Here is a 23973-nt window from a genome sequence, read left to right as displayed (position 1 = left end):
CATGGTGTTGCGGCGCAGTCAGCTCTGCAAAGATCGGGGAATGAATATGAATGATACAGCAAGCATGCGTGCGGGCGAGGATATGACGTCACCTCGTTTCGTTCATCTGCGAGTGCATTCTGCTTATTCCTTGCTTGAAGGCGCCTTGCCTGTTGGCAAGATCATCAAACAGGCGATTGCCGATCAGGCACCGGCCATCGCGATAACTGACACCAACAATCTGTTTGGTGCTTTGGAGTTCGCCCAGAAGGCATCTAAGGATGGTTTGCAGCCGATCATCGGTTGCCAGCTCGATGTTGCATTCGGCGATCACAATGATAACAGCCGCAGTGCCAATCGCCGTCTGGTTCTCGACTTGGCACCCTTGGTTTTCCTCGCTTCGACCGAGGAAGGTTATGCGAATATTGTCCGGCTCGTCAGCCGTGCATTTCTCGACACGCCTTCGGGCGACCCTGTGCATGTCGATGCTGGGTGGCTGGCTGGCCTGTCAGAAGATGTGATTGTTCTCTCCGGTGGCCCTCTTGGACCAATCGGACGCGCTTTTGCCGCTGATCGCCCGGATCGTGCAGAAAGCCGTTTGGCTTTTCTGAAAGAAGCATTCGGTGACCGGCTTTATGTCGAGTTGCAGCGGCAGGCAGGTTATGATCGTGCGCTTGAGGCGAAGACCGTTGAACTTGCTTATGCAATGGAATTGCCACTCGTTGCGACCAATGAAGCTTTCTTCCTTAAGGCAGCGGATTTTGAAGCGCATGATGCGCTGCTCGCCATCGCCGAAGGACAAATTATTTCAAATGATGATCGCCGTCGTCTGACGCCGGACCACCACTTGAAAAGCCGCGCAGAAATGGCGGCTCTGTTCGCGGACTTGCCGGAAGCGCTCGAAAACACGATTGAAATTGCGGAACGTTGCAGCTGGTTCACCCAGACACGAGCGCCAATCCTGCCGCGTTTCACGGGTGAATCCGACGATCCCGAAGCCGCAGTTCAGGCGGAGGCCGAAGAACTGGCGCGACAGGCGCGCGAAGGTTTGAAGATGCGGCTGGAAACAGCCGGGCTTGCTGAAGGGTATACGCAAGAACAATATGCCGAGCGTCTCGATTATGAGATCGGCATTATCACGCGTATGAAGTTCCCCGGCTACTTCCTCATTGTTGCGGACTTTATCAAATGGGCCAAGCAGCAGGGGATCCCTGTTGGCCCCGGTCGTGGTTCGGGTGCGGGCTCTCTCGTCGCTTATGCATTGACGATTACTGATGTTGATCCGTTGCGCTTTTCGCTGCTGTTTGAGCGCTTCCTCAATCCTGACCGCGTATCGATGCCAGACTTCGATATCGATTTCTGTCAGGATCGGCGCGAAGAAGTCATTCGCTATGTGCAGGGAAAGTACGGTCGCGATCAGGTCGCACAGATCATAACTTTCGGAACACTTCAGGCGCGCGCTGTGTTGCGTGATGTGGGTCGCGTTCTCGAAATGCCTTACGGGCAGGTCGACCGTCTCTGCAAGCTTGTGCCGCAGAATCCGGCCAATCCGGTGTCTCTGGCGCAGGCCATTGAAACAGAACCCAAGATTAATGAGGAACGTGAGAAAGAGCCGGTTGTCGGCCGTCTTCTCGATATGGCGCTCAAGCTTGAAGGGCTTTATCGCCACGCCTCGACGCACGCAGCCGGTATCGTTATCGGTGATCGCCCATTGTCTGAACTGGTGCCGATGTATCGCGATCCGCGCTCGGATATGCCGGTCACGCAGTTTAATATGAAATGGGTCGAACAGGCCGGTCTGGTCAAGTTCGACTTTCTTGGTCTGAAAACGCTTACGGTTCTTGAGACGGCAGTGAAGCTTGTTGCGCGTAAAGGCATTGAGATTGACCTGTCGCGCTTGCCCTTGGATGACCAACTGACTTATGAAATGCTTTCGCGTGGCGAAACGGTCGGCGTGTTTCAGGTGGAAAGTGCCGGAATGCGAAAGGCGCTGCTCGGTATGCGCCCGGACCGCATTGAGGATATTATTGCGCTCGTGGCGCTGTATCGTCCGGGTCCGATGGAAAACATTCCGACCTATAACGCGCGCAAGAACGGTGAGGAGGAGATTGCCTCCATCCACCCAAAGATTGATGACCTGATCAAAGAAACGCAGGGCGTTATCGTTTATCAGGAACAGGTGATGCAGATCGCGCAGGTTCTTTCGGGCTACTCGCTCGGTGAAGCTGATCTTTTGCGCCGCGCCATGGGTAAGAAAATCCGCGAAGAAATGGACAAGCAGCGCGTCCGCTTCGTGGACGGTGCCATTGAAGGCGGTGTCGACAAGGCGCAGGCGAATATGATTTTCGACCTGTTGGCCAAGTTCGCCGACTATGGCTTCAACAAGTCGCACGCTGCTGCTTATGCGATTGTATCTTATCAGACCGCCTACATGAAGGCGCATTATCCGGTTGAGTTTCTCGCCGCTTCAATGACATATGATATGTCGAACGCCGATAAGCTGAATGATTTTCGCCGCGATGCAAATCGTCTGGGGATCGATGTGGTGACGCCATCGGTCATGACGTCTTTTCGTCCCTTCGAAGTTGGCGAGAAGAAGATCTTCTACTCGCTTGCCGCAATCAAAGGTGTTGGTGAAGCCGCCGTTGATCATATCGTCAGTGTGCGGGCCGAAAAGCCGTTTGAAAGCCTTGAAGATTTCTTTGAGCGGATTGATCCGAAAATTGTCAATCGCCGTGTGACGGAAAGCCTGATCAATGCAGGCGCTCTCGATTGTTTCGGTCGCGACCGTGCGGCGATGAGCGCTGGCATGGACCGCATCATGGGGTTTGCCCAACGCACACAGGAAAATGCGGCCAGCGGTCAGTCGGATATTTTCGGTCTTTCCGGCGCGCCCAAGGAAACCCTGATCCTTCCGCAGGCAGCCCCTTGGTTGCCTTCGGAAAAGCTGCATCGCGAGTTTCAGGCGGTTGGCTTTTATCTTTCTGCGCATCCGCTTGACGAATACCGTCAGGTGCTTGATCGCATGCGTGTACAGAGCTGGGCTGATTTCTCGGCAGCAGTCAAGCGCGGCGCAAATGCCGGGCGTCTGGCGGGTACGGTGACGACACGGCAGGAGCGCAAGACCCGCACAGGCAATAAGATGGGCATTGTGCAGTTGTCCGATGCCACTGGCCAGTTTGAAGCGGTCCTTTTCTCGGAAGGTCTTGCGCAATATCGTGATCTTCTGGAAAGCGGTAAGTCTGTCGTTATTACGGTTGCCGCAGAAAATCGCCCGGAGGGTATCGGGCTTCGCATCCAGACCGTGCAATCGCTGGAGGATCGGGCTTGCGCAATGCAAAAGGCATTGCGGCTTTATCTACGCTCGGCTGAAGCGGTGAAAAGTATCGTTCCGCATTTTAACACGCGCGGCGATGGACAGGTAAGCCTGATCGTAATCAAGGAAGAGGGGCAGCGTGAAGTGGAGATCGAACTTCCACACCGCTATCGCGTCAGTCCACAGATTGCGAGTGCCATGAAAGCTATTCCGGGCGTTGTTGACGTCGAGCTGGTCTAGAGCATTTCCAGCAAAAGTGCGAAGCGGTTTTGCGTAGGACAATGCGTGACAACAAACCGAGCATTTCCAGCAAAAGTGCGAAGCGGTTTTGCGTGGGATAATGCGTGACAACAAATAGAGCATTTCCAGCAAAAGTGCGAAGCGATTTTGCGTGGGATAATGCGTAAAAAATATAGAGCATTTCCAGCGATTCAAACAAAGCAGGAAATGCTCTAAAAACCGGCCAATTAGAATTGGCCGGTTTTTTCCATGTTTTAGTAAGCAGCAGTGAAACGCTTGCCGATATGTTTGCCCTGTTCTGCTTCATCGACAATCGCCACGGCCAGATCTTCAACCGAGATTTTGCTTTCGCCTTTGTCATCAAAGACTGGCTCGTCTGCGCCAAGACGATATTTGCCGGTGCGTTCGCCGGGTTGAAGAATGATTGCGGGCGAAACAAAGGTCCAGTCGAGGTCTTTTTCTTCACGCAGTTCATTGAGTGCCTGGCGTGCGCCAAGCGCGCCTTCTTTCCACTCGGCGGGAAAATCCGGCGAATCCACCAGCTGATGGCCGTTGATTTCCAGACTTCCGGCGCCGCCAACTGCGATGAGACGCTTCACGCCTGCTTTCTTGGCAGCTTCGTTGATGGAACGGCTGCCCTTGATGTGGTTTTCGCGGATATTGCTGTCTGTCCAGCCGGGATTAAAGGCTGAAATAATCACGTCATGGCCTGCAATTTGCTTGGCGAGCGCATCCGTGTCGAATACGTCGGCCTTTACAGCGGTAACATTGTCGAGTTTCGCAACCTTATCTGTATGGCGGACAAGTGCTGTGACGCTGTGACTGCGCGATTGTGCTTCCTTGAGAATTGCAGCGCCGACAAAGCCGGTAGCGCCGATGAGTGCGATTTTAGCCATTTCATGTTCCTTTCAAATCAGTCACTGAAGTGATATTTAATAATCAGGTTCCTTATAGTAACTACGTAGTCGATATGATAAACCTTGTGAAGAACGCACTTTTTCATGATTAGGGTACATGGAGGTAACTGCATGCCCGACAAGGCCACTTAGGGAAGTAAAATGAAAATCACGACCCAACCGGATAACGGAACACCGCTTCTATCATCGACGGCTGCTTTTCAATCGGAGCCCGATGGAAAGGGGCTTTGCCCCATTCGTGAAGTGCTCGACCGGGTGGGCGATACGTGGAGCATCCTCGTTATTTTTAATCTGCAAATGGGATCAATGCGGTTTAATGCATTGCGCCGATCTGTGGAGGGTATTTCACAAAGAATGCTGACCGTGACGCTGCGTTCACTTGAGCGCGATGGCCTTGTGGCGCGTCATGTGCGCCCAACGTCGCCGCCGGAAGTGAATTATTCCCTGACCGAACTTGGACATTCACTTGCTGTGCCGATTGATGTGCTGGGGCAGTGGGCTGTCGAAAACCGGGAACAAATGCGCGATGCCCGTCGGCGTTTTGATGCCGCTGCAGAAGATTAGGCTCAAGCCCCCTTTAATAAATGGGGTCAGAGCCAAACGAACCGGATGCCGGAATGCTCGTTACTCGTTTCAACAAAGGAGAATGAAACATGCCTGCAAAATCAAAAGCACAGCAAAAAGCAGCGGGTGCTGCACTTGCCGCAAAGCGCGGCGAAATCGACAAGAGTGAACTCTTTGGCGCCTCAAAAGAAATGTATGAAACAATGACGGAGAAAGAGCTCGAAGAGTTTGCCGAGACCAAACACAAAGGTCTTCCCGAGCACGTCTCAGACAAAAAAAGCAGCTGACTCCTCATCAGCTGCTCTTCTTCTATGATCTGTTAAGCGCTTACTTCGCGCCGTTTGCGGGCACAAATTCGATGGCTTTGAGCTTGCCGCCGCTAATTCCGCAGCGCAAGGTTATCGTGTCCCATTGCGTGCCGCCAGTTTTGCGCCGTGCTTCTCCGGGTACGGAAATGACGGCAGAAACTTTACGTGCATCTTTTGTGCTGAATTTCGCAGATTTGTCGTTTGTTGTTGCCGCGGAAATATCATCTTTTGTAAAACCAAGACGATCATATTTCTTGCTCTTTTTAACATAATCATAAGCACTTGCAACGCAGTCAGCCACCTGTGGTGACGCCTGCTGATCCTTGACAAGTGTCTGATAATTGGCAGTAAAATCTTTTGAACGCTTCGGAACACTGTCGGCATGGGCGGCGCCGACTACGCCGAAAGCGAAAATTGCGGAAAGTATGATCTTGGTCGATTTCATGATTTGCTTCCTTGGAAAAGCTACCGCACCAATCGGCGGTTAGCAAAATCGATAATGAAGATAATATTAGTGAGGCAGTTTGAATTTTTTATGTTCGCTGTCTGCGTGCAGAATATCTTATTGGCAGATTCGGGCAAGACAGGTTTTTCCATGACATCCCTGATCAAGATGCATGTTTGTTATGTGCGCGGCGTCCCCTTCAGGCCCGATTACCGTCATGAAAAGTTTGCAGCTTGCATCATGAACCGCACGCCAAAAGGCTTTTTCCTTTTCCGATCCGTTCCAGCCACTTTTCAATTCGGTCACAGAACCATCCGAAAACTTAAACGACATGATGTCGAGCGCATTGGCAAATGCATGTTCGGACACGCGCCCCTCTGATGCACCATTGACATTGCGACACTGATAGTCGGACCCCGTGCCAACTTCTGTGACTTTCACATCGTTGCCATAGATCTTGCTTGCGGCTTCACTGACATGCTCCGACCATTTGGCAAGCGTAACAGCCATTGCGCAATTTGTTGTGACAGGATTTGGGAACTTCAGGGGCTGGGCTTTACCAATTGCAGTGAGCGAAAGCGGCGACTGCGCGCTGCATTGAGGACCATCATTGATCGGTGGGGAGAGCTTTCCCTCCACGTCGCCTTGCATGAGGGCTGGGCAGGCAACCTGATAGATGCGCTCGTTTTTCTCTGGCCTTGGTGTTTCAACATTGCTTTTAGCCGGTTCTGCCGATTGGGCCGGCTCTTTTTCGCGTCGTGGCGCATCCGCTTCTCGTCCTGGCGCTGGCGTGGGAACTGGAATCACAGTGACTGGCGCTGACTGCGGCTTTGATCGTTGCTGCCTGGTGCTGCGTTTCTTTTTGGTGCGTTTTTGAGGCGTGGTCTTCTTTGTGTTTCCGCTTAATGCGCGTTCAATAAGATTTTGCGCATTTGCTGTTCCAGTCCTGGGCCAGTTCCCGCCGCAAATCAACGTAATCGAACATGCGAGGAGGAGGGTCGTTATCGCTTTGGGAAAGAAAGAGAAAGAAACGGCCATGTTTGCCTCTTTTGATATGACGCACCCTGGTTTAATGTCGATAAGGCAGTTGTCGTTCCTTCACGCTTCGTGGCGCACGGTTATATATGGCCAAATGGCTTAAAATCCGGGCTCAAGCCTTGACAAGATGACACGCTAATGACTACAAGCCGCCATCGCTGGAGCTTCATCGCTCCGGCGTTTCATTTGACGTGTCCCGTGGATGAAGATCGCAGCTGCGCGCTTCATTCTGTCAGTCTCTGGAAAACAGGGGCAGAGGAGGGCGCGTTTCCTGTCTGCGCCGTAAGGCGCATCAACTTTTTAAAGGAAATGCGATGAGCAAGCGCGAATCCGCTAAGTACAAAATTGATCGCCGCCTTGGCGAAAACATTTGGGGTCGTCCGAAGTCCCCTGTAAACCGTCGTGAATATGGCCCAGGCCAGCACGGTCAGCGCCGTAAGGGCAAGCTTTCCGACTACGGTGTACAGCTCCGTGCAAAGCAGAAGCTCAAGGGCTTCTACGGCGATATTTCGGAAAAACAGTTCCGCAAGACCTATGACGAAGCAGCTCGCCGCAAGGGCGATACTGGTGAAAACCTCATCGGCCTGCTCGAATCGCGTCTGGATGCTGTCGTGTACCGCGCAAAGTTCGTTTCAACGATTTTTGCTGCACGTCAGTTCATCAACCACGGTCACGTTAACGTAAACGGCCGCCGCGTCAACATTCAGTCCTACCGCCTCAAGGCTGGTGACGTTGTTGAAGTTCGCGAAAAGTCGAAGCAGCTCGTCATCGTTCTCGAAGCTGTTGCGCTCGCTGAACGCGATGTTCCTGACTACGTTGAAGTTGATCACAACAAGATGGTTGCGACCTACTCCCGCGTTCCAACCCTGGCTGACGTTCCATACGCAGTTCAGATGGAACCAAACCTCGTCGTCGAATTCTATTCGCGTTAATTCTGAGCCTCTGGCTCAGAGCATTTCCAGCAAAAGTGCGAAGCGGTTTTGCGTGGGGGAATGCGTGAAAGCAAAAATAAATAGCCGCCCTCGGTTTTCCCGAGGGCGGCTTTTCTGTATGTAGACGTTAATCTGTTTCTCTCATGTACAGGAAGCATAATGAACGCTTTCGATCCCAATAGTGCGGAGGATTCCGGCACTGATGGCTGTCATCCGCTTTTCCGCGATGTCCCTGCCTCCGTTGAATTCAACAAGCTGCGCAAGCGTTTGCTGCGGCTGACACGTCAGGCCATTGAAGATTTTGCAATGGTTAAACCCGGCGAGCGCTGGATGGTTTGTCTGTCTGGTGGCAAGGATTCCTATGGTCTTTTGGCACTGCTGCTTGATCTCAAATGGCGTGGTCTGTTGCCAGTGGAGCTGCTGGCAGTCAACCTCGATCAGGGGCAGCCCAATTTCCCAAAGCATATTCTGCCGGACTTCCTGAACCGGTACGGCATCGAACATCGCATCGAATATCAGGACACCTATTCGATCGTCACGCAAAAGCTGCCTGAAAACAGCACCTATTGCTCGCTTTGCTCGCGTTTGCGCCGCGGCAATCTTTATCGCATTGCGCGTGAAGAAGGTTGTTCGGCGATTGTGCTCGGCCATCACCGCGAAGACATCCTCGAAACCTTCTTTATGAATCTGTTTCATGGCGGGCGACTTGCCGCCATGCCGCCAAAGCTTCTTAATGATGAAGGCGACTTGATGCTGTTCCGTCCGCTTGCTTATGCGGCGGAAGAAGATATGGAAAAATTTGCGACAGCCATGCAGTTCCCGATCATTCCGTGCGATCTTTGTGGCAGTCAGGAAGGGCTTCAGCGCAATGCAATGAAGGCAATGTTGATCGATATTGAAAAGCGGATGCCGGGCCGCAAGGACACGATGATCCGCGCCCTGACCAACGTTCGGCCAAGCCATCTGCTGGATCGCAAATTGTTTGATTTCGCAAGTCTCATGACCAGTTCTGACGTGGAGAATACCAGTGCAGTTTAACGAAAAGCAGGTTGATTGGTTGGCAGACCTTCTGGCCGAAGCCGCAAATGCTGAGATTATGCCACGCTTCCGCCAACTGGGGCAGGGTGATATTCGCCAGAAAACGTCTGCTGCCGATCTCGTTACCGAAGCTGACGTGAATGCAGAACGCTTTATCACTGCACGTCTCAAGGAGCGCTTTCCCAATGCGCTGATTGTTGGCGAAGAAGCCTGTTCTGATGATGAAACATTGCTCAATGGTCTTGGTGATGCAGAGCTCGCATTCACTATTGATCCGGTGGACGGTACGTTTAATTTCGCTTCAGGCGTTCCGCTGTTTGGCGTGATGCTGGCCGTTGTTGTCAAAGGCGAGACGGTTGCCGGTATTATCTATGATCCTGTCGGTAAAGACTGGATTCTCGCTTCAAAGGGCAGCGGTAGCCATATCCGCTATGCCAATGGCTCAATGAGCCCTGTGAAGGTCGCAGCATCAGCGGATATTTCGCAGATGACGGGATCGGTTTCCTGGCAATATACGGCTGAACCAGTTCGGTCGCGCCTTGCGCGTAATCATACGAAATTTTTGTCGCAGATTGGCTATCGTTGCGCGGCCCACGAATATCGTATCATCGCGACGGGTGGCGCGCATTTCGCTTGCTACAACAAGTTGATGCCGTGGGATCATTTGCCCGGCGCACTCATCCATCAGGAAGCAGGCGGTTATCTTGCGCGCTGGGATGAGAGCGATTACCTGCCATCGCATACAGGCGGCGGCCTTCTGGTGGCGCCAGACAAGGAAAGCTGGAAAGCAATTCAGTCGGCCCTTTTTGCAGAATGAAAAAAGCCCGCCAAATGGCGGGCTTTTCCAACGGTTCGTCAGAGTGGCTTGTTATGCTGCCTGAACATCTTGCCGCGTTCGGCAATCAACACACAGATGAATGCGATAAAACCCAGCACACAATAGCCTGCCGCAACGGGTGTTGTCGTTCCGTCAAATGCCTGACCGATGATCGCTCCAAGCGCTGCACCAATCACGGTCTGTGTAAAGCCGAGAACAGAAGACGCTGTACCAGCGACTTCGCCGAGTGGCTCCATTGCCAGCGCGTTGAAATTCGACGTTACCAAACTGAACGAGAACATGATTGTCATATAGATCATCATCAGCATCCAGAATGGTACCGGTCCGCTCAGGCTAAGGGAAAGCACGACCCAAAGCAGGCTGAAGCCAACAAAAACCAGCAGCATCGTCTGCGAAATGCGGCGCATCCCATAACGTCCGACCAGACGTGAATTAAGAAAGGATGCAAGAGCGAGCGTCATGGCCACCGCTGCAAAGGCCAGCGGAAACATTGTGCCGAGATTGTAAATATCGACAAAGATCTGCTGCGCCGAGTTGATGTAGCCAAACAGCGCACCAAGGATGAATGACGTTCCCAACATGTAAAAAAGCGCTATGCGGTTAGACAAAACAATGCCGAAGCCACCGATGATGCTTTTCAGCGTCAATGGGCGACGGTGGTTGACGGGCAAAGTTTCCGGCAGGCGGATATAGGCCCAGATAGCAACGATCGCAGCCATCACCGCCATGGATAGGAATATCAGATGCCATTCACCAAACAGCATGATCAGCTGGCCGGTTGCAGGCGCAATCACCGGCAGGATCATGAACACCATCATCACGAGTGACATGACCTCAGCCATCTGACGGCCTGCAAAACGATCACGCACAACCGAAACGGCAATGACACGCGTTGCTGCCGCGCCGAAGCCTTGCAAAACACGCAGCACGATCAGCGTCGTGAAATCGGTGGCAAAAGCCGCGCCGAGTGCTGCCAGAATGTAAATCAGCAGGCCGCCAAAAAGTGGAAGTCTTCTGCCATAGCGATCGCTGAGCGGACCGTAAAACAGCTGTGATACGCCAAAGCCCAGCAGATAAGCGGTGATGACATATTGAGCATGATTTTCCGATAGAATACCGAGACTCGTGCCGATTTGTGGTAGACCGGGCAACATGATGTCCACTGCCAGCGCATTGATCGCCATGATTGCAGCAATAAGCGCAATAAATTCACCACGTGCACCCGCGGGCGTCTGTTGGTCCAATGAGCTTTTCTGAATATCGGTTGGCATTAGGGTAGTCCTCGATAAGCGGCACACCGGTCAGAGGATCGCCGGTGGAGCAGTCGGAATTTATAAAACAGATGCCTGTCATGACGATGCGTCAGGCAATAGAAAAGGCGCCGTTTCATGGCGCCTTTTAGAAAAGGTGAGCTTTAAAAGCCGTATGAGGGGATAATTAATCCTTAAGCGGCTTTGGTAGCAATACCCTTATCGGCAAAAAGTGTCTGCAATTCGTTGGACTGGAACATTTCGCGGATGATGTCGCAACCGCCAACAAACTCGCCCTTTACATAGAGCTGAGGAATGGTTGGCCAGCTGGAATAGTCCTTGATGCCCTGACGGATTTCGTCGGATGCAAGAACGTTTACACCCTTATAATCGACGCCAAGATAGTCGAGGATCTGCACGACCTGACCGGAAAAACCACATTGCGGGAAACCTGGTGTGCCCTTCATGAACAGCACAACATCGTTGGTCTTCACTTCATTGTCGATGAAATCGTTGATTCCGGTCATTTTAATTCCTTTCAGGATGCCGGTTCAAGTCCCGGCCCGCGTAGGGAGAGGTTCTGCCCCAATATAGTAAGTTGAGCTTTGGTAATCACCCTCTAAAGGTGAAAGCAAGTCAAATTAGCGCGAAAACAGGCTGTTCTGGGGGCAACATCTTGCCGCAGTAACATAGCGCCGCCACATATTGCCTTCTGAAAGCGCATCAAGGGCGGCGCTGATGTGTTATTCTGGTATGCTGGTCTGGAGCGCGAGCGCATGAAGAACGCCGCCCATATTGCCTTTAAGTGCGTCATAGACCATCTGGTGCTGCTGCACGCGTGACTTGCCACGGAAACTTTCCGCAACAACTTCAGCAGCGTAGTGGTCTCCATCTCCGGCAAGGTCGCGGATCGTCACCTTTGCGCCGGGAATACCTTCGCGTATCAGTTTTTCGATCTCATGTGCGTCCATAGCCATGCAAAATCTCCTGCCTTTCAGGGCTTCTTCTTGTTCGTTTCGAATCGTAACGCATCATCGTGATACGTCAATCTTCAACTGTCTAACGTTTAAATGAGCGACAAGCAAACGCCCGGCACAGAGTTCCCGGCCGGGCGTCAATTGGTAACAGTGCCGACCAATAACGCTTAGTTATCGACCGAAGCTTCGCCGCTCATAAAGCTTGGGAACCAGCCTTCAAAGGCAGCAGTTAGGTCTGCGACCGAAACATCGATGATCGTGCCGAATTTCAGACGATCACCGCCAACTGTTCCAAGTATGCGGAATGCCAGGCCCGCACCTTCAGCATTGAGCGCAATCAGCTTTGCCATTTCAGGCGTAGCTGCGACGACATAACGTGCCTGATCTTCACCAAAGAGCGTTGCATGTGGCAGGCCGTCACCGGCATCAAGTACAGCGCCCTTGCCAGATTTGATTGCCATTTCAGCTACACCAACAGCAAGGCCGCCGTCGGATAGATCGTGACAGGCTGTCACCTGACCATTGCGGATCGCCGAGCGAACAAATTCGCCGGTACGCTTTTCAAGCCCAAGATCAACGGCTGGTGCCGGACCATCCGCGCGGTCAAACAGATCACGCAGATAGATCGACTGACCGAGATGTGAGCCGTCGCTACCCAGCAGAACCAGCGTGTCGCCATCCTGCATGCCGCCGATCTTGGCCATCTGAGACCAGTCAGGAATAAGGCCGACACCTGCAATGGTTGGAGTTGGCAGGATCGCCTCACCATTGGTTTCATTGTAGAGCGAGACGTTGCCCGAAACGATTGGGAAATCGAGCGCGCGGCAAGCTTCGCCGATACCTTCGATTGCCTTGACCAGCTGACCCATGATTTCCGGCTTTTCAGGATTGCCGAAGTTCAGGTTGTCGGTCGAAGCGAGCGGCTCAGCACCGGTTGCGGTAATGTTGCGCCAGCATTCAGCAACCGCCTGCTTGCCACCTTCGAACGGATCAGCTTCGCAATAGCGTGGCGTTACGTCAGACGAGAAAGCGAGTGCCTTGGTGGGATGACCTTCAACGCGGATCACACCGGCGTCACCACCCGGAAGCTGCAATGAATTGCCCTGAATGAGCGTGTCATACTGCTCATAAACCCAGCGGCGCGACGAACCATCCGGCGAACCGACGAGCTTGAGCAGCGCATCGGAATAGTCTTCAACCTGCGGCACATTGGCTGCTGGTAGCGGAGCGTGCTTGCCCGGCTCCATCCACGGACGATCATATTCAGGAGCTTCGTCGCCGAGTTCCTTGATCGGCAGATTGGCAACTTCTTCACCCTGATGAATGACGCGGAAGCGCAGATCATCAGTGGTCTTGCCGACGATTGCAAAATCAAGGCCCCACTTGCGGAAGATCGCTTGTGCTTCTTCTTCCATGTCTGGCTTGAGCACCATGAGCATACGCTCTTGGCTTTCTGACAGCATCATTTCATAAGCCGTCATGTTCACTTCACGAACTGGAACATGATCGAGAATGAGTTCGATACCGAGGTCGCCCTTGGCGCCCATTTCAACGGCAGAACAGGTGAGTCCAGCTGCGCCCATATCCTGAATAGCGATAACCGCACCCGAAGCCATCAGCTCAAGACAGGCTTCGAGCAGGCACTTCTCGGTGAATGGGTCACCAACCTGAACGGTCGGGCGTTTTTCTTCAATCGATTCGTCAAACTCGGCCGATGCCATGGTGGCACCGCCCACGCCATCACGGCCCGTCTTGGCACCGAGATAGACAACCGGGAGGCCAACGCCCTTGGCTTCTGACAGGAAGATGCCGTCATGCTTGGCAAGACCGGCAGCAAAAGCATTGACGAGGATATTGCCGTTATAGCGCTTGTCGAAATTCACTTCGCCGCCGACGGTCGGAACGCCGAAGGCATTGCCATACCCGCCAACGCCGGAAACAACACCGGAAACGAGGTGGCGGGTCTTCGGATGATCAGGCTCGCCGAACCGCAGCGCATTCATGGCTGCAATCGGACGTGCGCCCATGGTGAAAACATCGCGCAGAATGCCGCCAACGCCTGTCGCAGCCCCTTGATAAGGCTCAATGTAAGATGGGTGGTTGTGGCTTTCCATCTTGAAGACGACACAGTCGCCATCGCCAATATCCACAACGCCGGCATTCTCGCCGGGGCCCTGAAGTACGCGGGGACCAGTCGTTGGCAGCGTCCGCAGCCACTTCTTCGACGACTTGTAGGAACAATGCTCATTCCACATTGCCGAGAAGATTCCGAGCTCCGTGAAGCTTGGTTCGCGTCCGATCAGATCAAGAATACGCTGGTATTCGTCCGGCTTGAGGCCGTGGGCAGAGATAAGTTCCGGCGTGATATCGCGCTTATTGGAAATAGTCATGGAGATGAGGGACCCCGTCGCAGGCTGCGGTACCCGGAAACTTCTGCCGAAGGGCGGACACCTAAGGTTTCAAGGGGCCTCTTTAACCTAACTCTGTTGGAAGCGCGACAGGAAAATGCCGATTTCCCGGCTCAAATGCTGCCTTCATAGCCTGCTTGTTCGTTTTCCAGCAGCTGACGTAGGGCTGTGAAGCCATTTTCGACATCACTGCGGTCGGCCGGCGAGGAAAAAGCGATGCGAACCCGATGATATGTCCGATCGATACGCCCGGCTTTGAACTCGTCTTCATCATCGATCAGCAATCCGTTTTCATAGGCCGCGGCTTTAAACGTGCTGGCAAGCCAGGGCTCGGGCAGTTTCAACCAGAGGATAGGCACATGCGGTGAAGAAACGAAGTCGTAACCGGCAAAGATTTCGCGGGCCAGCCGCTCGCGCCATTCGATTTCCGCAGAGCACTTGTCCAGCAGGGCATTCGCCTGACCGGAAAGCACGGTTTGAGCAGCCGTTTCAGCGAGCAGAAAGGACACGCCGCCAGTCATCAGTTTATGGGTCACCCTCAAACGCTGCGCACAATGCGGAGGGCAGGCCACCCAGCCACAACGCAAACCAGCCGTTACCGCTTTTGAAAGACTGCCTAAGAGAAAGGTGCGCTCTGGCGCAATGTCTGCAATTTTCGGGATATTTGATCGAGTCATGACCCCGTAAGTGTCGTCTTCGATCAGCCAGACATTGTGCCGCGCTGCGATATTGGCAATTGCAACCCGGCGCTCATAGGGCATGGTTGCAAGTGTGGGGTTGTGGATGCTTGGCATCAGAAATGCCATTGTCGGATGCTGTTGATTGCAGACCCGCTCAAATTCTTCCGGGATCATTCCGTATTCATCGCTTGCGGCAATCGCAATGCGTCGCCCGGTAATTCGGACGGAGCGGCTCACCTGTGTATAAGTGAGATCTTCAAAAACGATCCTGTCACCGGGTGCGGTAAAGGCCGTAATTGCCGCAACTGCACCCGCATGCGCGCCGTTGGTGACCACAATGTTGCTCGCATCGGCGGGCGCATTTTCCTGATTGAGCCATTGGCGACCGGCCTCTAGCCAGTGTTGCGGAAAATACCGCGTGTAATTAACGATTTCATGCGGGAAATTGCGGATAACAGACGTGATAAGTGGCTCAAGCGCCGCGTTCTGTCCAATATCCGGTGCCGCTGTCGTGTCAAAGCGCCCTTTGTCGAGCGGGGCATCCTGAATTCGCGTGCCCGCTATGCCATCGCTGGAATAGGCGAGGGGCGCATCTTTTCGATCAGCCTTGCCGAGCACATAGGTTCCGCGGCCAACTTCGCCGGTTACAAGCCCACGTTCGTGCGCAAGCGCATAAGCGCGCCCAATTGTACCGATTGTCACCTTTAGATCGAAGGCCAGGTTGCGCTGGGGTGGCAGTTTCTGCCCCGCTGGCAAAGAGTTGTTAGCAATTGCCTCTTCAATCGCATCAGCGAGTTGCAGATAAAGCGGACCGGACTTGCCGGTGAGATCGGGGAGCCAATTTGTCATGGTCACAATATAAGCATTGTGTCGGTTCTTGAGTCAATTGTATTTGAGCATTCAAGCGTCACACGAACTTGAAATAGCGGTTTTGCCCATATAAAAGGCTTTTTGCTATGACATATACGTCAATTAAGCATGATGAAATAGATACAATTGATACAATCATCGCGCGGGAAAGCGAATTTTGTTATGCTTCCCGCTCTGTCTGGCAGCGCTTTGTTGAATGGTGGAAATTGCGTGCCATGCTGCGCCGCAGCCGCATTCAATTGATGAACCTCACGGACGATCAGTTGCGCGATATTGGTATTACGCGGGTGGACGCTGACATGGAAGCGCGCAAGGTACGCTTCCATATCCGCTAATTATTTATCCGGTCAGCAGCCCTTTTCGCCTGATGCCCAGCGATTGATATCCGTGGCGATCCGGCTGCCATGGCTCTGCTGCATCATAGGACCAAAGGCCTCGATCCGGGCTGGATTGCCCTGGGCCTGAACAACGAGCAAGGGACGCCCTGCAAGATTGCGCGACGGAACCACCAGAATACGCGGACGGCCAGTAAATGAATTCAACTCCGGCGCTAATGCATAACCGCGGAAGCCTTTGTCCTTTGATTTAAACCAGCAACTGTTGGCGCCGAGCGCAATGCGCTCCATGGTTGGCAGCGCTGCCTTATTCGAATCAAGGGCAACAGGGCCGGGGGCAGGCGTTGGCGAGCAGGCTGAAAAAAGCGCAAGAGCAGGCAGAGCGACAAGCGCAATGGTCTTATTCTTCAAGGAAGACTCCATCAAAACGCGTTCGGCAGAGCGCAGAAAATTGGCCAGCCGATAAGCGTGTAGAAACAAGGTGTTAACGCGAACCCTAAAAGCTCACATTGTGTCAGGTGAGATCATTCAAGCAAGTTGCGGCATGAAAGCCTTTAATCCGTCACTCATTTCATTCCATATGAGTTCGAATGCAGGGTCGCGCGTTGCTTTCACGGCATATGTGTCGAATTTTGGGTAAGTCGCCAGCAAATCATCTTTTCCAGAAAGCTTCTTGAGTGGCTCCATGAGAAAACGCACGGGCAGCAGCCATGCATCGGCAAGTGTCGGCGCATCATTGAGTGCGAAATCATGATCGGTCAGGCGCGATTCAACAACACTCAGGCCCTTATGCAGCTTCGTGAAAAGCCGCTCGATCGTTGCCGCGTCTCGTTCTGGTTTGCTTTGAAGAATAAAGAGCTTCATTGCCGGTTCGAGTATATCGATTTCAGCAATACGTGCCAGAAGCCGGATCAGAGCGCGCTCGCGCGGGCTTCCGGGCAGGACAGGCGTGTCCGGATAATGATCTTCAAGATATTCAGCAATGACGATTGCTTCAAACAGCGTTTCGCCCGAGCCGGTAATCAGCACAGGAACACGCTTGAGCGGTGTCACATCGCCAAAATCAGCAGGAAATGGGTAAAACAGATTGAGCGGTTTGAATGGCAGCTCTTTGAGATAAAGAACGCCGCGCACAAAAGCGGAATAAGGGGAGAGAGGGCGTGAATATAATTGCATCGGTATCGTTCCCCGATTCGGTTGCCGCAGGAAGTATCCACCGCATAAGCTGGCATGAATTTTCAAAGAGTGCCAGAGGATTGAGTATCGGTTTAAACGGGAAATAAAAAAACGGCCTCCGGGTTTAACCGAAGGCCGTTTTGCGATGAGTGTAATTATTTTCAGGCTCAGGCGGCAATACCAAGAGCGCCTGCAAAAAGCGCGCGGCCATCGCTGCCGCCATGGGCCGCTTCAATCAGGTTCTCGGGATGTGGCATCATGCCAAGAACATTACCGCGTGCATTGACGATACCAGCAATATCATTGACCGAACCATTCGGGTTGGTGTCTTCGGCATAACGGAACACAACCTGACCTTCACCTTCGAGGCGCTTCAGCGTTTCAGCATCGGCGAAATAGTTGCCGTCATGATGCGCAACCGGGCAGCGGATGATCTGGCCCGGCTGATAGCCGCGCGTGAATGCGGTGTTTGCATTGCTGACTTCGAGCTTCACTTCGCGGCAGACGAACTTCAGTGATGTGTTGCGCATCAGCGCACCCGGCAGCATTCCGGCTTCAACCAGAATCTGGAAGCCATTGCAGACGCCGATAACCATGACACCCTTGTCGGCTTTCTCACGAATAGCCTGCATCACCGGCATACGTGCTGCAATTGCACCGCAACGCAGGTAATCGCCATAGGAGAAACCACCCGGAATGAGGATCAGATCAACATCGTCAGGGATGGAAGTATCTGTCTGCCATACGGTGATTGGTGCCTGACCGGAAATCTTGGTGATGGCCGCAATCATGTCGCGGTCACGGTTGAGGCCCGGAAGAAGAACGACTGCTGCTTTCATGGCGTTTTACGTCTCTTTGATTTGAGTGCCCTTCAAAATCGTTGCTTAAGCGAGTTGAAGGCGCGCAAAAAACTTGGTTTCAGCCGCAGTGCGTCAGGCGATGACGATTGCGTAATCTTCAATGACCGTGTTGGCGAGCAGCTTCTCACACATGGCCTTGATTTCGGCTTCAGCTTTCGCCTTGTCCGTGCCTTCGAGTTCAAGATCAAAGACCTTGCCCTGACGGACTGAGTTGATTCCTTCGAAGCCCAGACTGCCGAGCGCGCCGACAATAGCTTTGCCCTGCGGGTCGAGAACGCCGTTTTTCAGTGTAACGGTGACGCGTGCCTTGATCACTTGGTAGTTCCTGCTGATCTGTAACAAAGACAATGAAAACAGCCCGGAACGCGAGTTGCCGGGCTGTGCGGATTTTTACTTCACAAGCGTAGGGCCGGAAGGACGGGGCGATTCGTTCTCGTTCATGATGCCGAGACGACGCGCCACTTCCTGATAAGCCTCAACCAGTCCGCCCATATCGCGGCGGAAGCGGTCCTTATCAAGCTTGTCATTGGTGTTGATGTCCCAAAGACGTGCTGAGTCTGGTGAAATTTCGTCAGCAACGACGATGCGCATCATATCGCCTTCAAACAGACGTCCGCATTCCATCTTGAAGTCAACAAGCTGAATGCCGATGCCGAGGAACAGGCCGGTCAGGAAATCGTTGACGCGAATGGCAAGAGCCATAATGTCATCGATTTCCGCAGGGCTTGCCCAGCCGAAAGCGGTGATGTGCTCTTCGGTGACCATAGGGTCATCAAGCGCATCTGCCTTGTAATAAAACTCGATGATCGAGCGCGGCAGAACCGTGCCTTCTTCCAGACCAAGGCGCTTGGATAACGAACCAGCCGCAACGTTGCGCACAACGACTTCAAGCGGGATGATTTCCACTTCCTTGATCAGCTGCTCACGCATGTTGAGACGGCGGATAAAGTGGGTTGGAATACCAATGCGATTAAGCTGGGTAAAGATGTGCTCGGAGATGCGGTTGTTTAACACGCCTTTTCCGTCAACAACTTCATGCTTCTTCGCGTTGAACGCGGTTGCGTCATCTTTGAAGAACTGGACAAGAGTACCGGGTTCAGGGCCTTCATAAAGAATCTTGGCCTTGCCCTCGTAAATACGGCGGCGACGGTTCATGGCTTTTCTCGGATTTCCAAAAATGTGATGATCGGCTTGTGCCGCTATTCTCGCGGGCTACGTATAGCAATTGTGGGCTTTTAACAATCCTGCTTTACACCCGTTCCCCCGTTTTAAGCGTTTAACGGTCATATTAATCAAGAAAGTGATGTTTGGCACTTGTATAATCTTGCTCTCCTTGCCAGCTTTAGGCAAGAGAACAGATAACGATCTTATATAAGTTAACAGCTTGGGAGTTGTATGAATGGCCACTGGCATGGATGAACGCCGCAACGCTTTCGAAAGCAAGTTTGCACATGATGCCGAGCTTCGCTTCAAGGCAGAAGCGCGCCGTAACAAGATTCTTGGTCTTTGGGCCGCAGAACTGTTGGGCAAGCACGACGCAGATGCAGAAGCCTATGCTCGTGACGTTGTCGCAGCCGACTTTGAAGAAGCAGGTGATGAAGACGTATTCCGCAAGCTGCGTGCTGATTTTGATGCGGCTGGGGTGAAGGTGGAAGACGAAACCATTCGTGAAAAAATGTTCGCTTTCCTTGAGGAAGCAGTTCAGCAAGTGCAGAAAGACTAATCAGTATGTCGGGGCGGAAATGTAGATAGCATTTCCGCCCTGAATATTTGTAATGGGGAATAAGCATGTCTTTGTCTTCGCGTCTTCGTGCCGGAGAAACAGTTCTTTCTGCATGGTCATCCTTGCCGGAAGCACTCACTGTAGAAGTTCTGGCGCATAGCGCCTTTGAAGCGGTCACGCTTGATATGCAGCATGGTGGCCATGATGAGCAGAGCGTTCTGCGCAGTCTTGGCTTGATTCTGAATGCGGGCAAGCCGCCGGTTGTTCGTATTCCTGTTGGACGCTTCGATATGGCAAGCCGTGCGCTCGATTTTGGCGCGCAAGCCATTATCGCGCCAATGATTAACTCGGTTGAAGATGCGCGCAAATTTGCCGCTTCAATGAAATATCCGCCAATAGGTGAGCGTTCTTGGGGCGTGTTCCGCGCCAATGCCGATTACGGCGCACCGGGCTCGAATGACTATCTTGTCACGGCCAATCAGGACACACTTGCTTTTGCGATGATTGAAACACGCGATGCTTATGATGCACTGGATGCCATTCTTGATGTGCGTGGCATTGATGGTGTTTTTGTTGGCCCTGCGGATTTCTCGATTGCCTGGAGCAATGGCCGCGAAGCCAATCCGAATTCCGAAGCCATCATTGAACCAATCAGCACAATTGCCCGCAAGGCGGCTGCCGCTGGAAAATTCGCCGGTATCTATTCGCCTTCGGCAGAATTCGCGCGGCGTTATATCCCGCTTGGCTTCCAGTTTCTGACACTTGGAAATGACGGTGGCTATCTGCGTCTTGGCGCAAAAACACTGATAGATGCTGTTCGTTCATAAAGAAAAGCGGCAGATTTTTCATCTGCCGTTTTCAAAAGTTAAATTGAATCTTTTTGTTTAGAAAAGCATACAACATATTGATTTAATGTGATTTTGGTGGTTGCAGATTGGTCATGAACTCTGCAAAAACCATCGTGCCTTCGGGCCATGGTCCGTGACCTGAGTCCGCGTTGATGTGGCCGGAATCACCGGCATCAATCAACATTGCACCCCAATCCTTCACCACGTCTTCTGCGGCTTCAAAGCTGGAGAAGGGGTCGTTGCGGCTGACAACGGCAATCGTTGGAAACGGCAAACGCACACGTGGATAAGGGCCGAATGTCATGAGGTGCTTCGGTCGGATTTTTTCATTCGCCACATCGGGAGGTGCAACAAAAAATGCACCAGCAACCTTGTGCTGAATTTGCGGAATGGCATGAACAGCTGTGGCAACGCCAAGTGAATGAGCAACGAGCACAACTGGCTTCGTTGCTTCATTGGCGGCTTTGACCACCTGTGCAACCCAATCGTCTTTGACTGGCTTCGACCATTCCGCCTGTTCAACCCGCCTTGCCGTGGAGAGTTTTTTCTCCCAACGGGTTTGCCAGTGATCGGGGCCTGAGTTGGTGTAGCCGGGAATAATGAGAATATCTGCGTCTTTGACTTTCATGACCCCTATTTAGAGCTGTTTCAATGCATCTTCAAGCTGGGCTATAGCGCTGTTTTACGAGCGTAGGTGATGCAAATGATGAACAGCTTGTTCGCTGATCGCTATCTTGTGAAACGCTCGCTAAATTGTGATCTTTGGAGGGAAGATAATTACGGAGAGGGTTCCACGGCTATGACCATAAGCAGAAGAACGATACTTGGTTCTGCAGGCGCTGCTGTGATGAGCAATATTCTTTCCGTGCGTGCGGACATGCCGCCGAAGGAGAATAAAATGACAGATACACTGAATATGGCGACTGCTGAAAAGAGCGCTCCTTTGCCTTTCGCAATGACAACACCGGTGCGTGTCGCACGCGTGGGCCTTAAGGCACGTGATGCGGAGGCGCTGGCCGAGTATTACCGCGATGTCGTGGGCTTACGTGAAATGACACGCCGTGGCGCTTCTATTGTACTGGGCGCAGGCGACCGTGAGTTGATGGAAATCGAGCAGTTCTCGGCTGCAAAGCCTGATGATCCACGCAGCGCTGGTCTCTACCATACGGCTTTCCTGCTGCCGACCCGTGGCGATCTCGCACGCTGGTCACGCCGCGCTATCGATAAGCAGCTGCCTGTCGCCGGTGCTTCGGATCATAATGTCAGCGAGGCCTTTTACCTGACCGATCCCGAAGGCAACGGCATTGAGATCTATTCCGACCGTCCACACGATACCTGGCAGTGGAATGGTGATCGCGTGAAGATGGGCACCGAAGCGCTCGACGTCAAAAACCTTCTCGACGTTGTTGATCGCGAAGGCGGTGAGTGGATCGGCGCGCCACAGAATACAGTGGTCGGTCACGTTCATCTGCGCGTCGGCAACGCGCAGGATGCGGAAACCTTCTGGCATCAGCAGCTTGGCTTTGACACTGTTCAAACCTATGGCGACAAGGCCGTGTTCCTGTCCACTGGCGGCTATCACCACCACATTGGTGCCAATGCCTGGCAGAGTTCAGGTGCTGGCTTGCGCGATAAAGATCGTACTGGTTTGGCATGGGTCGAATTGGAAGATACGCGTGGTGGTAATAACCACGTCTTTGAAGACCCATGGGGCAATGTGATCAATACGATCAAAAAGAGCGCCTGATTTGAATGTCAAAAAGCCCCATGTTTACAGAAACATGGGGCTTTTTTCGGATTCGTTTTATGAAGGCTTATGCTTCACCAAAAACCCGTTTGAAAATCGTATCGACGTGTTTCGTGTGATAGCCAAGATCGAACTTTTCGCGGATCTGTTCTTCGGAAAGCGCTGCACGAACTTCTTGATCAGCAAGCAGTTCTTCGAGGAAGTCTGCACCCTGTTCCCAGACCTTCATGGCATTGCGCTGCACGAGGCGGTAGGAATCTTCACGCGATACGCCAGCCTGCGTGAGTGCCAGCAGAACGCGCTGCGAATGCACAAGACCACGGAACTTGTTCATGTTTTTGAGCATGTTTTCCGGATAGATCACCAGCTTTTCGACAACGCCAGCCAGACGGTTGAGCGCAAAGTCGAGGGTGATCGTGGTATCCGGGCCAATCGCACGCTCAACGCTTGAATGCGAAATATCGCGTTCATGCCAGAGAGCAACGTTTTCCATGGCAGGCACAACCGACATACGAACCAGACGGGCAAGGCCGGTCAGGTTTTCTGTCAGAACAGGGTTGCGCTTGTGCGGCATTGCGGAAGAGCCTTTCTGGCCGGGCGAGAAGAATTCTTCCGCTTCCAGAACTTCCGTGCGCTGCATGTGGCGGATTTCGATGGCGACGTTCTCAATCGACGAGGCAATAACGCCGAGTGTTGCAAAGAACATGGCGTGACGGTCGCGCGGGATAACCTGCGTTGAAACTGGCTCTGCTTCAAGACCAAGCTTTTCACAGACATATTCTTCAACGCGCGGGTCGATATTGGCGAAGGTGCCAACAGCGCCCGATACAGCACCGGTCGCGATTTCCGCGCGTGCTGCAACGAGGCGTGCACGGTTGCGCACCATTTCGGCGTAGAACCGGGCGAAAGTCAGTCCCATTGTGGTCGGCTCGGCATGAATGCCATGGCTGCGGCCAATACGAACGGTATCCTTATGCTCGAATGCGCGCTTTTTAAGCGCTGCCAGCACACGGTCCATGTCTGCGAGAAGCAGGTCAGCGGCACGAACGAGCTGCACATTAAGCGTTGTGTCGAGCACGTCCGACGAGGTCATACCCTGATGCACAAAACGGCTGTCTGGACCGATGAATTCAGCGAGATGCGTGAGGAACGCGATGACGTCGTGCTTGGTGACGGCTTCGATCTCGTCGATGCGCGCAACGTCGAACTTGGCGGCATCACCCTTTTCCCAGATGGTCTTTGCAGCTTCCTTCGGGATGACGCCCAGTTCAGCAAGCGCTTCGCAGGCATAGGCTTCGATCTCGAACCAGATGCGAAACTTTGTTTCGGGAGACCAGATGGCGACCATTTCTGGTCGGGAATAGCGCGGGATCATGGGCATATCCTGTTTTGGCGGCCCGTCTGCCGGGCTGCAGGTATTTAGAGGGAATACGCGGTGTTTAGCAGAGCGTAAGGCTCTGCTCAACGCATTCCACCGGAAAAGT

The 23973-nt window shown here is 53.0% G+C and carries 25 protein-coding genes; 10 read left to right on the top strand and 15 right to left on the bottom strand.

Annotated features, from left to right (window positions below; genetic code table 11):
- The first annotated feature begins 46 nt into the window (after positions 1-46).
- Positions 47-3535 carry a DNA polymerase III subunit alpha gene (gene dnaE, locus ABE527_RS13935; protein WP_499697247.1) on the top strand — a complete coding sequence of 1163 codons (3489 nt, stop codon included), beginning with the start codon at positions 47-49 and terminating at the stop codon, positions 3533-3535.
- 254 nt (positions 3536-3789) lie between these two features.
- Here the strand turns inward: dnaE and ABE527_RS13930 are convergent, their stop codons facing one another.
- Complete coding sequence (locus tag ABE527_RS13930; RefSeq protein ID WP_499697246.1) at positions 3790-4431, bottom strand: NAD(P)-dependent oxidoreductase; 642 nt, start codon at positions 4429-4431, stop codon at positions 3790-3792.
- A 162-nt stretch (positions 4432-4593) separates the two neighbouring features.
- Between ABE527_RS13930 and ABE527_RS13925 the strand changes: the two genes are divergently transcribed.
- Both ABE527_RS13925 and ABE527_RS13920 read left to right on the top strand, forming a co-directional pair.
- On the top strand, positions 4594-5016 hold the full coding sequence (locus ABE527_RS13925; protein ID WP_265983572.1) for a winged helix-turn-helix transcriptional regulator: 423 nt from the start codon (positions 4594-4596) through the stop codon (positions 5014-5016).
- Between the two features lie 89 nt (positions 5017-5105).
- Complete coding sequence (locus ABE527_RS13920; protein ID WP_499694199.1) at positions 5106-5303, top strand: DUF3008 family protein; 198 nt, start codon at positions 5106-5108, stop codon at positions 5301-5303.
- A gap of 40 nt (positions 5304-5343) precedes the next feature.
- Here the strand turns inward: ABE527_RS13920 and bspC are convergent, their stop codons facing one another.
- Positions 5344-5769 (bottom strand): type IV secretion system effector BspC, encoded by a 426-nt coding sequence (gene bspC, locus ABE527_RS13915; RefSeq protein WP_499694198.1) that lies wholly within the window; start codon positions 5767-5769, stop codon positions 5344-5346.
- 117 nt (positions 5770-5886) lie between these two features.
- The gene (locus ABE527_RS13910) at positions 5887-6807 is read right to left on the bottom strand and encodes an extensin-like domain-containing protein (RefSeq protein WP_499697245.1); all 921 of its coding nucleotides are present in this window, start codon (positions 6805-6807) and stop codon (positions 5887-5889) included.
- A 314-nt stretch (positions 6808-7121) separates the two neighbouring features.
- On the opposite strand from ABE527_RS13910, the gene rpsD reads away from it, so the two are divergent.
- From rpsD to ABE527_RS13895, 3 genes are all read left to right on the top strand, one after another.
- Complete coding sequence (rpsD, locus tag ABE527_RS13905) at positions 7122-7739, top strand: 30S ribosomal protein S4 (RefSeq protein WP_499694196.1); 618 nt, start codon at positions 7122-7124, stop codon at positions 7737-7739.
- Between the two features lie 159 nt (positions 7740-7898).
- Positions 7899-8777 (top strand): tRNA 2-thiocytidine(32) synthetase TtcA, encoded by an 879-nt coding sequence (ttcA, locus tag ABE527_RS13900; RefSeq protein ID WP_499694195.1) that lies wholly within the window; start codon positions 7899-7901, stop codon positions 8775-8777.
- Complete coding sequence (locus ABE527_RS13895; RefSeq protein WP_499697244.1) at positions 8767-9594, top strand: inositol monophosphatase family protein; 828 nt, start codon at positions 8767-8769, stop codon at positions 9592-9594. The genes ttcA and ABE527_RS13895 overlap by 11 nt, the downstream gene beginning before the upstream one ends.
- 38 nt (positions 9595-9632) lie before the next feature.
- Here ABE527_RS13895 and ABE527_RS13890 read toward each other — a convergent pair whose 3' ends face one another.
- The 5 genes from ABE527_RS13890 to ABE527_RS13870 form a co-directional block, all read right to left on the bottom strand.
- Positions 9633-10886, bottom strand: a complete 1254-nt coding sequence (locus ABE527_RS13890; protein ID WP_265983580.1) for a multidrug effflux MFS transporter — start codon at positions 10884-10886, stop codon at positions 9633-9635.
- 173 nt (positions 10887-11059) lie between these two features.
- Positions 11060-11392 carry a Grx4 family monothiol glutaredoxin gene (grxD, locus tag ABE527_RS13885; protein ID WP_499697243.1) on the bottom strand — a complete coding sequence of 111 codons (333 nt, stop codon included), beginning with the start codon at positions 11390-11392 and terminating at the stop codon, positions 11060-11062.
- Positions 11393-11608: 216 nt separating this feature from the next.
- A complete protein-coding gene (locus ABE527_RS13880; protein ID WP_134153339.1) occupies positions 11609-11842 on the bottom strand; it encodes a BolA/IbaG family iron-sulfur metabolism protein in 234 nt (77 codons plus the stop codon).
- Between the two features lie 167 nt (positions 11843-12009).
- Positions 12010-14232, bottom strand: a complete 2223-nt coding sequence (gene purL, locus ABE527_RS13875; RefSeq protein WP_499697242.1) for a phosphoribosylformylglycinamidine synthase subunit PurL — start codon at positions 14230-14232, stop codon at positions 12010-12012.
- 131 nt (positions 14233-14363) lie between these two features.
- Positions 14364-15779, bottom strand: a complete 1416-nt coding sequence (locus tag ABE527_RS13870; RefSeq protein ID WP_499697262.1) for an aminotransferase-like domain-containing protein — start codon at positions 15777-15779, stop codon at positions 14364-14366.
- A 107-nt stretch (positions 15780-15886) separates the two neighbouring features.
- Between ABE527_RS13870 and ABE527_RS13865 the strand changes: the two genes are divergently transcribed.
- Positions 15887-16135, top strand: coding sequence for a DUF1127 domain-containing protein (locus ABE527_RS13865; RefSeq protein ID WP_265983584.1), 249 nt, complete (start codon positions 15887-15889; stop codon positions 16133-16135).
- Positions 16136-16147: 12 nt separating this feature from the next.
- Here the strand turns inward: ABE527_RS13865 and ABE527_RS13860 are convergent, their stop codons facing one another.
- The 5 genes from ABE527_RS13860 to purC form a co-directional block, all read right to left on the bottom strand.
- Positions 16148-16546, bottom strand: a complete 399-nt coding sequence (locus tag ABE527_RS13860) for a hypothetical protein (RefSeq protein WP_265983585.1) — start codon at positions 16544-16546, stop codon at positions 16148-16150.
- A gap of 117 nt (positions 16547-16663) precedes the next feature.
- Positions 16664-17311: a glutathione S-transferase family protein gene (locus ABE527_RS13855; RefSeq protein ID WP_499697241.1), complete on the bottom strand. Its 648-nt coding sequence runs from the start codon at positions 17309-17311 to the stop codon at positions 16664-16666.
- A gap of 167 nt (positions 17312-17478) precedes the next feature.
- Positions 17479-18150 carry a phosphoribosylformylglycinamidine synthase subunit PurQ gene (gene purQ / locus ABE527_RS13850; RefSeq protein ID WP_265983587.1) on the bottom strand — a complete coding sequence of 224 codons (672 nt, stop codon included), beginning with the start codon at positions 18148-18150 and terminating at the stop codon, positions 17479-17481.
- A gap of 93 nt (positions 18151-18243) precedes the next feature.
- A complete protein-coding gene (gene purS / locus ABE527_RS13845) occupies positions 18244-18486 on the bottom strand; it encodes a phosphoribosylformylglycinamidine synthase subunit PurS (RefSeq protein ID WP_265983588.1) in 243 nt (80 codons plus the stop codon).
- A 75-nt stretch (positions 18487-18561) separates the two neighbouring features.
- Entirely contained in the window at positions 18562-19326 is a 765-nt protein-coding gene (gene purC, locus ABE527_RS13840) for a phosphoribosylaminoimidazolesuccinocarboxamide synthase (protein ID WP_265983589.1), read from the bottom strand.
- 244 nt (positions 19327-19570) lie between these two features.
- Between purC and ABE527_RS13835 the strand changes: the two genes are divergently transcribed.
- Together ABE527_RS13835 and ABE527_RS13830 are read left to right on the top strand one after the other, a co-directional pair.
- Entirely contained in the window at positions 19571-19894 is a 324-nt protein-coding gene (locus ABE527_RS13835) for a DUF1476 domain-containing protein (RefSeq protein WP_265983590.1), read from the top strand.
- Between the two features lie 59 nt (positions 19895-19953).
- Positions 19954-20721: an HpcH/HpaI aldolase family protein gene (locus ABE527_RS13830; RefSeq protein WP_499697261.1), complete on the top strand. Its 768-nt coding sequence runs from the start codon at positions 19954-19956 to the stop codon at positions 20719-20721.
- An 82-nt stretch (positions 20722-20803) separates the two neighbouring features.
- On the opposite strand, the gene ABE527_RS13825 is transcribed toward ABE527_RS13830, so the two are convergent.
- Positions 20804-21370 carry an RBBP9/YdeN family alpha/beta hydrolase gene (locus ABE527_RS13825; RefSeq protein WP_499697240.1) on the bottom strand — a complete coding sequence of 189 codons (567 nt, stop codon included), beginning with the start codon at positions 21368-21370 and terminating at the stop codon, positions 20804-20806.
- 249 nt (positions 21371-21619) lie between these two features.
- Here ABE527_RS13825 and ABE527_RS13820 point away from each other — a divergent pair, with 249 nt between their 5' ends.
- Positions 21620-22489 (top strand): VOC family protein, encoded by an 870-nt coding sequence (locus ABE527_RS13820; RefSeq protein WP_499697260.1) that lies wholly within the window; start codon positions 21620-21622, stop codon positions 22487-22489.
- A 67-nt stretch (positions 22490-22556) separates the two neighbouring features.
- Here ABE527_RS13820 and purB read toward each other — a convergent pair whose 3' ends face one another.
- Positions 22557-23864 carry an adenylosuccinate lyase gene (gene purB / locus ABE527_RS13815; protein ID WP_265983593.1) on the bottom strand — a complete coding sequence of 436 codons (1308 nt, stop codon included), beginning with the start codon at positions 23862-23864 and terminating at the stop codon, positions 22557-22559.
- Positions 23865-23973 lie beyond the last annotated feature (109 nt).

Origin of the sequence: Brucella sp. TWI432, from assembly GCF_039674445.1 — a bacterium.
GTDB lineage: Bacteria > Pseudomonadota > Alphaproteobacteria > Rhizobiales > Rhizobiaceae > Brucella > Brucella chromiisoli.
The sequence above is the reverse complement of the archived record's forward strand: the minus strand, read 5'-3'. Positions and strand labels throughout refer to the sequence as shown.

Bases quoted from the DNA above. Each gene is read 5' to 3' on its own strand.
- dnaE (WP_499697247.1), top strand. From the start codon at position 47: ATGAATGATACAGCAAGCATGCGTGCGGGCGAGGATATGACGTCACCT.
- ABE527_RS13930 (WP_499697246.1), bottom strand. From the start codon at position 4,431: ATGGCTAAAATCGCACTCATCGGCGCTACCGGCTTTGTCGGCGCTGCA.
- ABE527_RS13925 (WP_265983572.1), top strand. From the start codon at position 4,594: ATGAAAATCACGACCCAACCGGATAACGGAACACCGCTTCTATCATCG.
- ABE527_RS13920 (WP_499694199.1), top strand. From the start codon at position 5,106: ATGCCTGCAAAATCAAAAGCACAGCAAAAAGCAGCGGGTGCTGCACTT.
- bspC (WP_499694198.1), bottom strand. From the start codon at position 5,769: ATGAAATCGACCAAGATCATACTTTCCGCAATTTTCGCTTTCGGCGTA.
- ABE527_RS13910 (WP_499697245.1), bottom strand. From the start codon at position 6,807: ATGGCCGTTTCTTTCTCTTTCTTTCCCAAAGCGATAACGACCCTCCTC.
- rpsD (WP_499694196.1), top strand. From the start codon at position 7,122: ATGAGCAAGCGCGAATCCGCTAAGTACAAAATTGATCGCCGCCTTGGC.
- ttcA (WP_499694195.1), top strand. From the start codon at position 7,899: ATGAACGCTTTCGATCCCAATAGTGCGGAGGATTCCGGCACTGATGGC.
- ABE527_RS13890 (WP_265983580.1), bottom strand. From the start codon at position 10,886: ATGCCAACCGATATTCAGAAAAGCTCATTGGACCAACAGACGCCCGCG.
- grxD (WP_499697243.1), bottom strand. From the start codon at position 11,392: ATGACCGGAATCAACGATTTCATCGACAATGAAGTGAAGACCAACGAT.
- ABE527_RS13880 (WP_134153339.1), bottom strand. From the start codon at position 11,842: ATGGCTATGGACGCACATGAGATCGAAAAACTGATACGCGAAGGTATT.
- purL (WP_499697242.1), bottom strand. From the start codon at position 14,232: ATGACTATTTCCAATAAGCGCGATATCACGCCGGAACTTATCTCTGCC.
- ABE527_RS13870 (WP_499697262.1), bottom strand. From the start codon at position 15,779: ATGACAAATTGGCTCCCCGATCTCACCGGCAAGTCCGGTCCGCTTTAT.
- ABE527_RS13865 (WP_265983584.1), top strand. From the start codon at position 15,887: ATGACATATACGTCAATTAAGCATGATGAAATAGATACAATTGATACA.
- ABE527_RS13855 (WP_499697241.1), bottom strand. From the start codon at position 17,311: ATGCAATTATATTCACGCCCTCTCTCCCCTTATTCCGCTTTTGTGCGC.
- purQ (WP_265983587.1), bottom strand. From the start codon at position 18,150: ATGAAAGCAGCAGTCGTTCTTCTTCCGGGCCTCAACCGTGACCGCGAC.
- purC (WP_265983589.1), bottom strand. From the start codon at position 19,326: ATGAACCGTCGCCGCCGTATTTACGAGGGCAAGGCCAAGATTCTTTAT.
- ABE527_RS13835 (WP_265983590.1), top strand. From the start codon at position 19,571: ATGGCCACTGGCATGGATGAACGCCGCAACGCTTTCGAAAGCAAGTTT.
- ABE527_RS13825 (WP_499697240.1), bottom strand. From the start codon at position 21,370: ATGAAAGTCAAAGACGCAGATATTCTCATTATTCCCGGCTACACCAAC.
- ABE527_RS13820 (WP_499697260.1), top strand. From the start codon at position 21,620: ATGCCGCCGAAGGAGAATAAAATGACAGATACACTGAATATGGCGACT.
- purB (WP_265983593.1), bottom strand. From the start codon at position 23,864: ATGATCCCGCGCTATTCCCGACCAGAAATGGTCGCCATCTGGTCTCCC.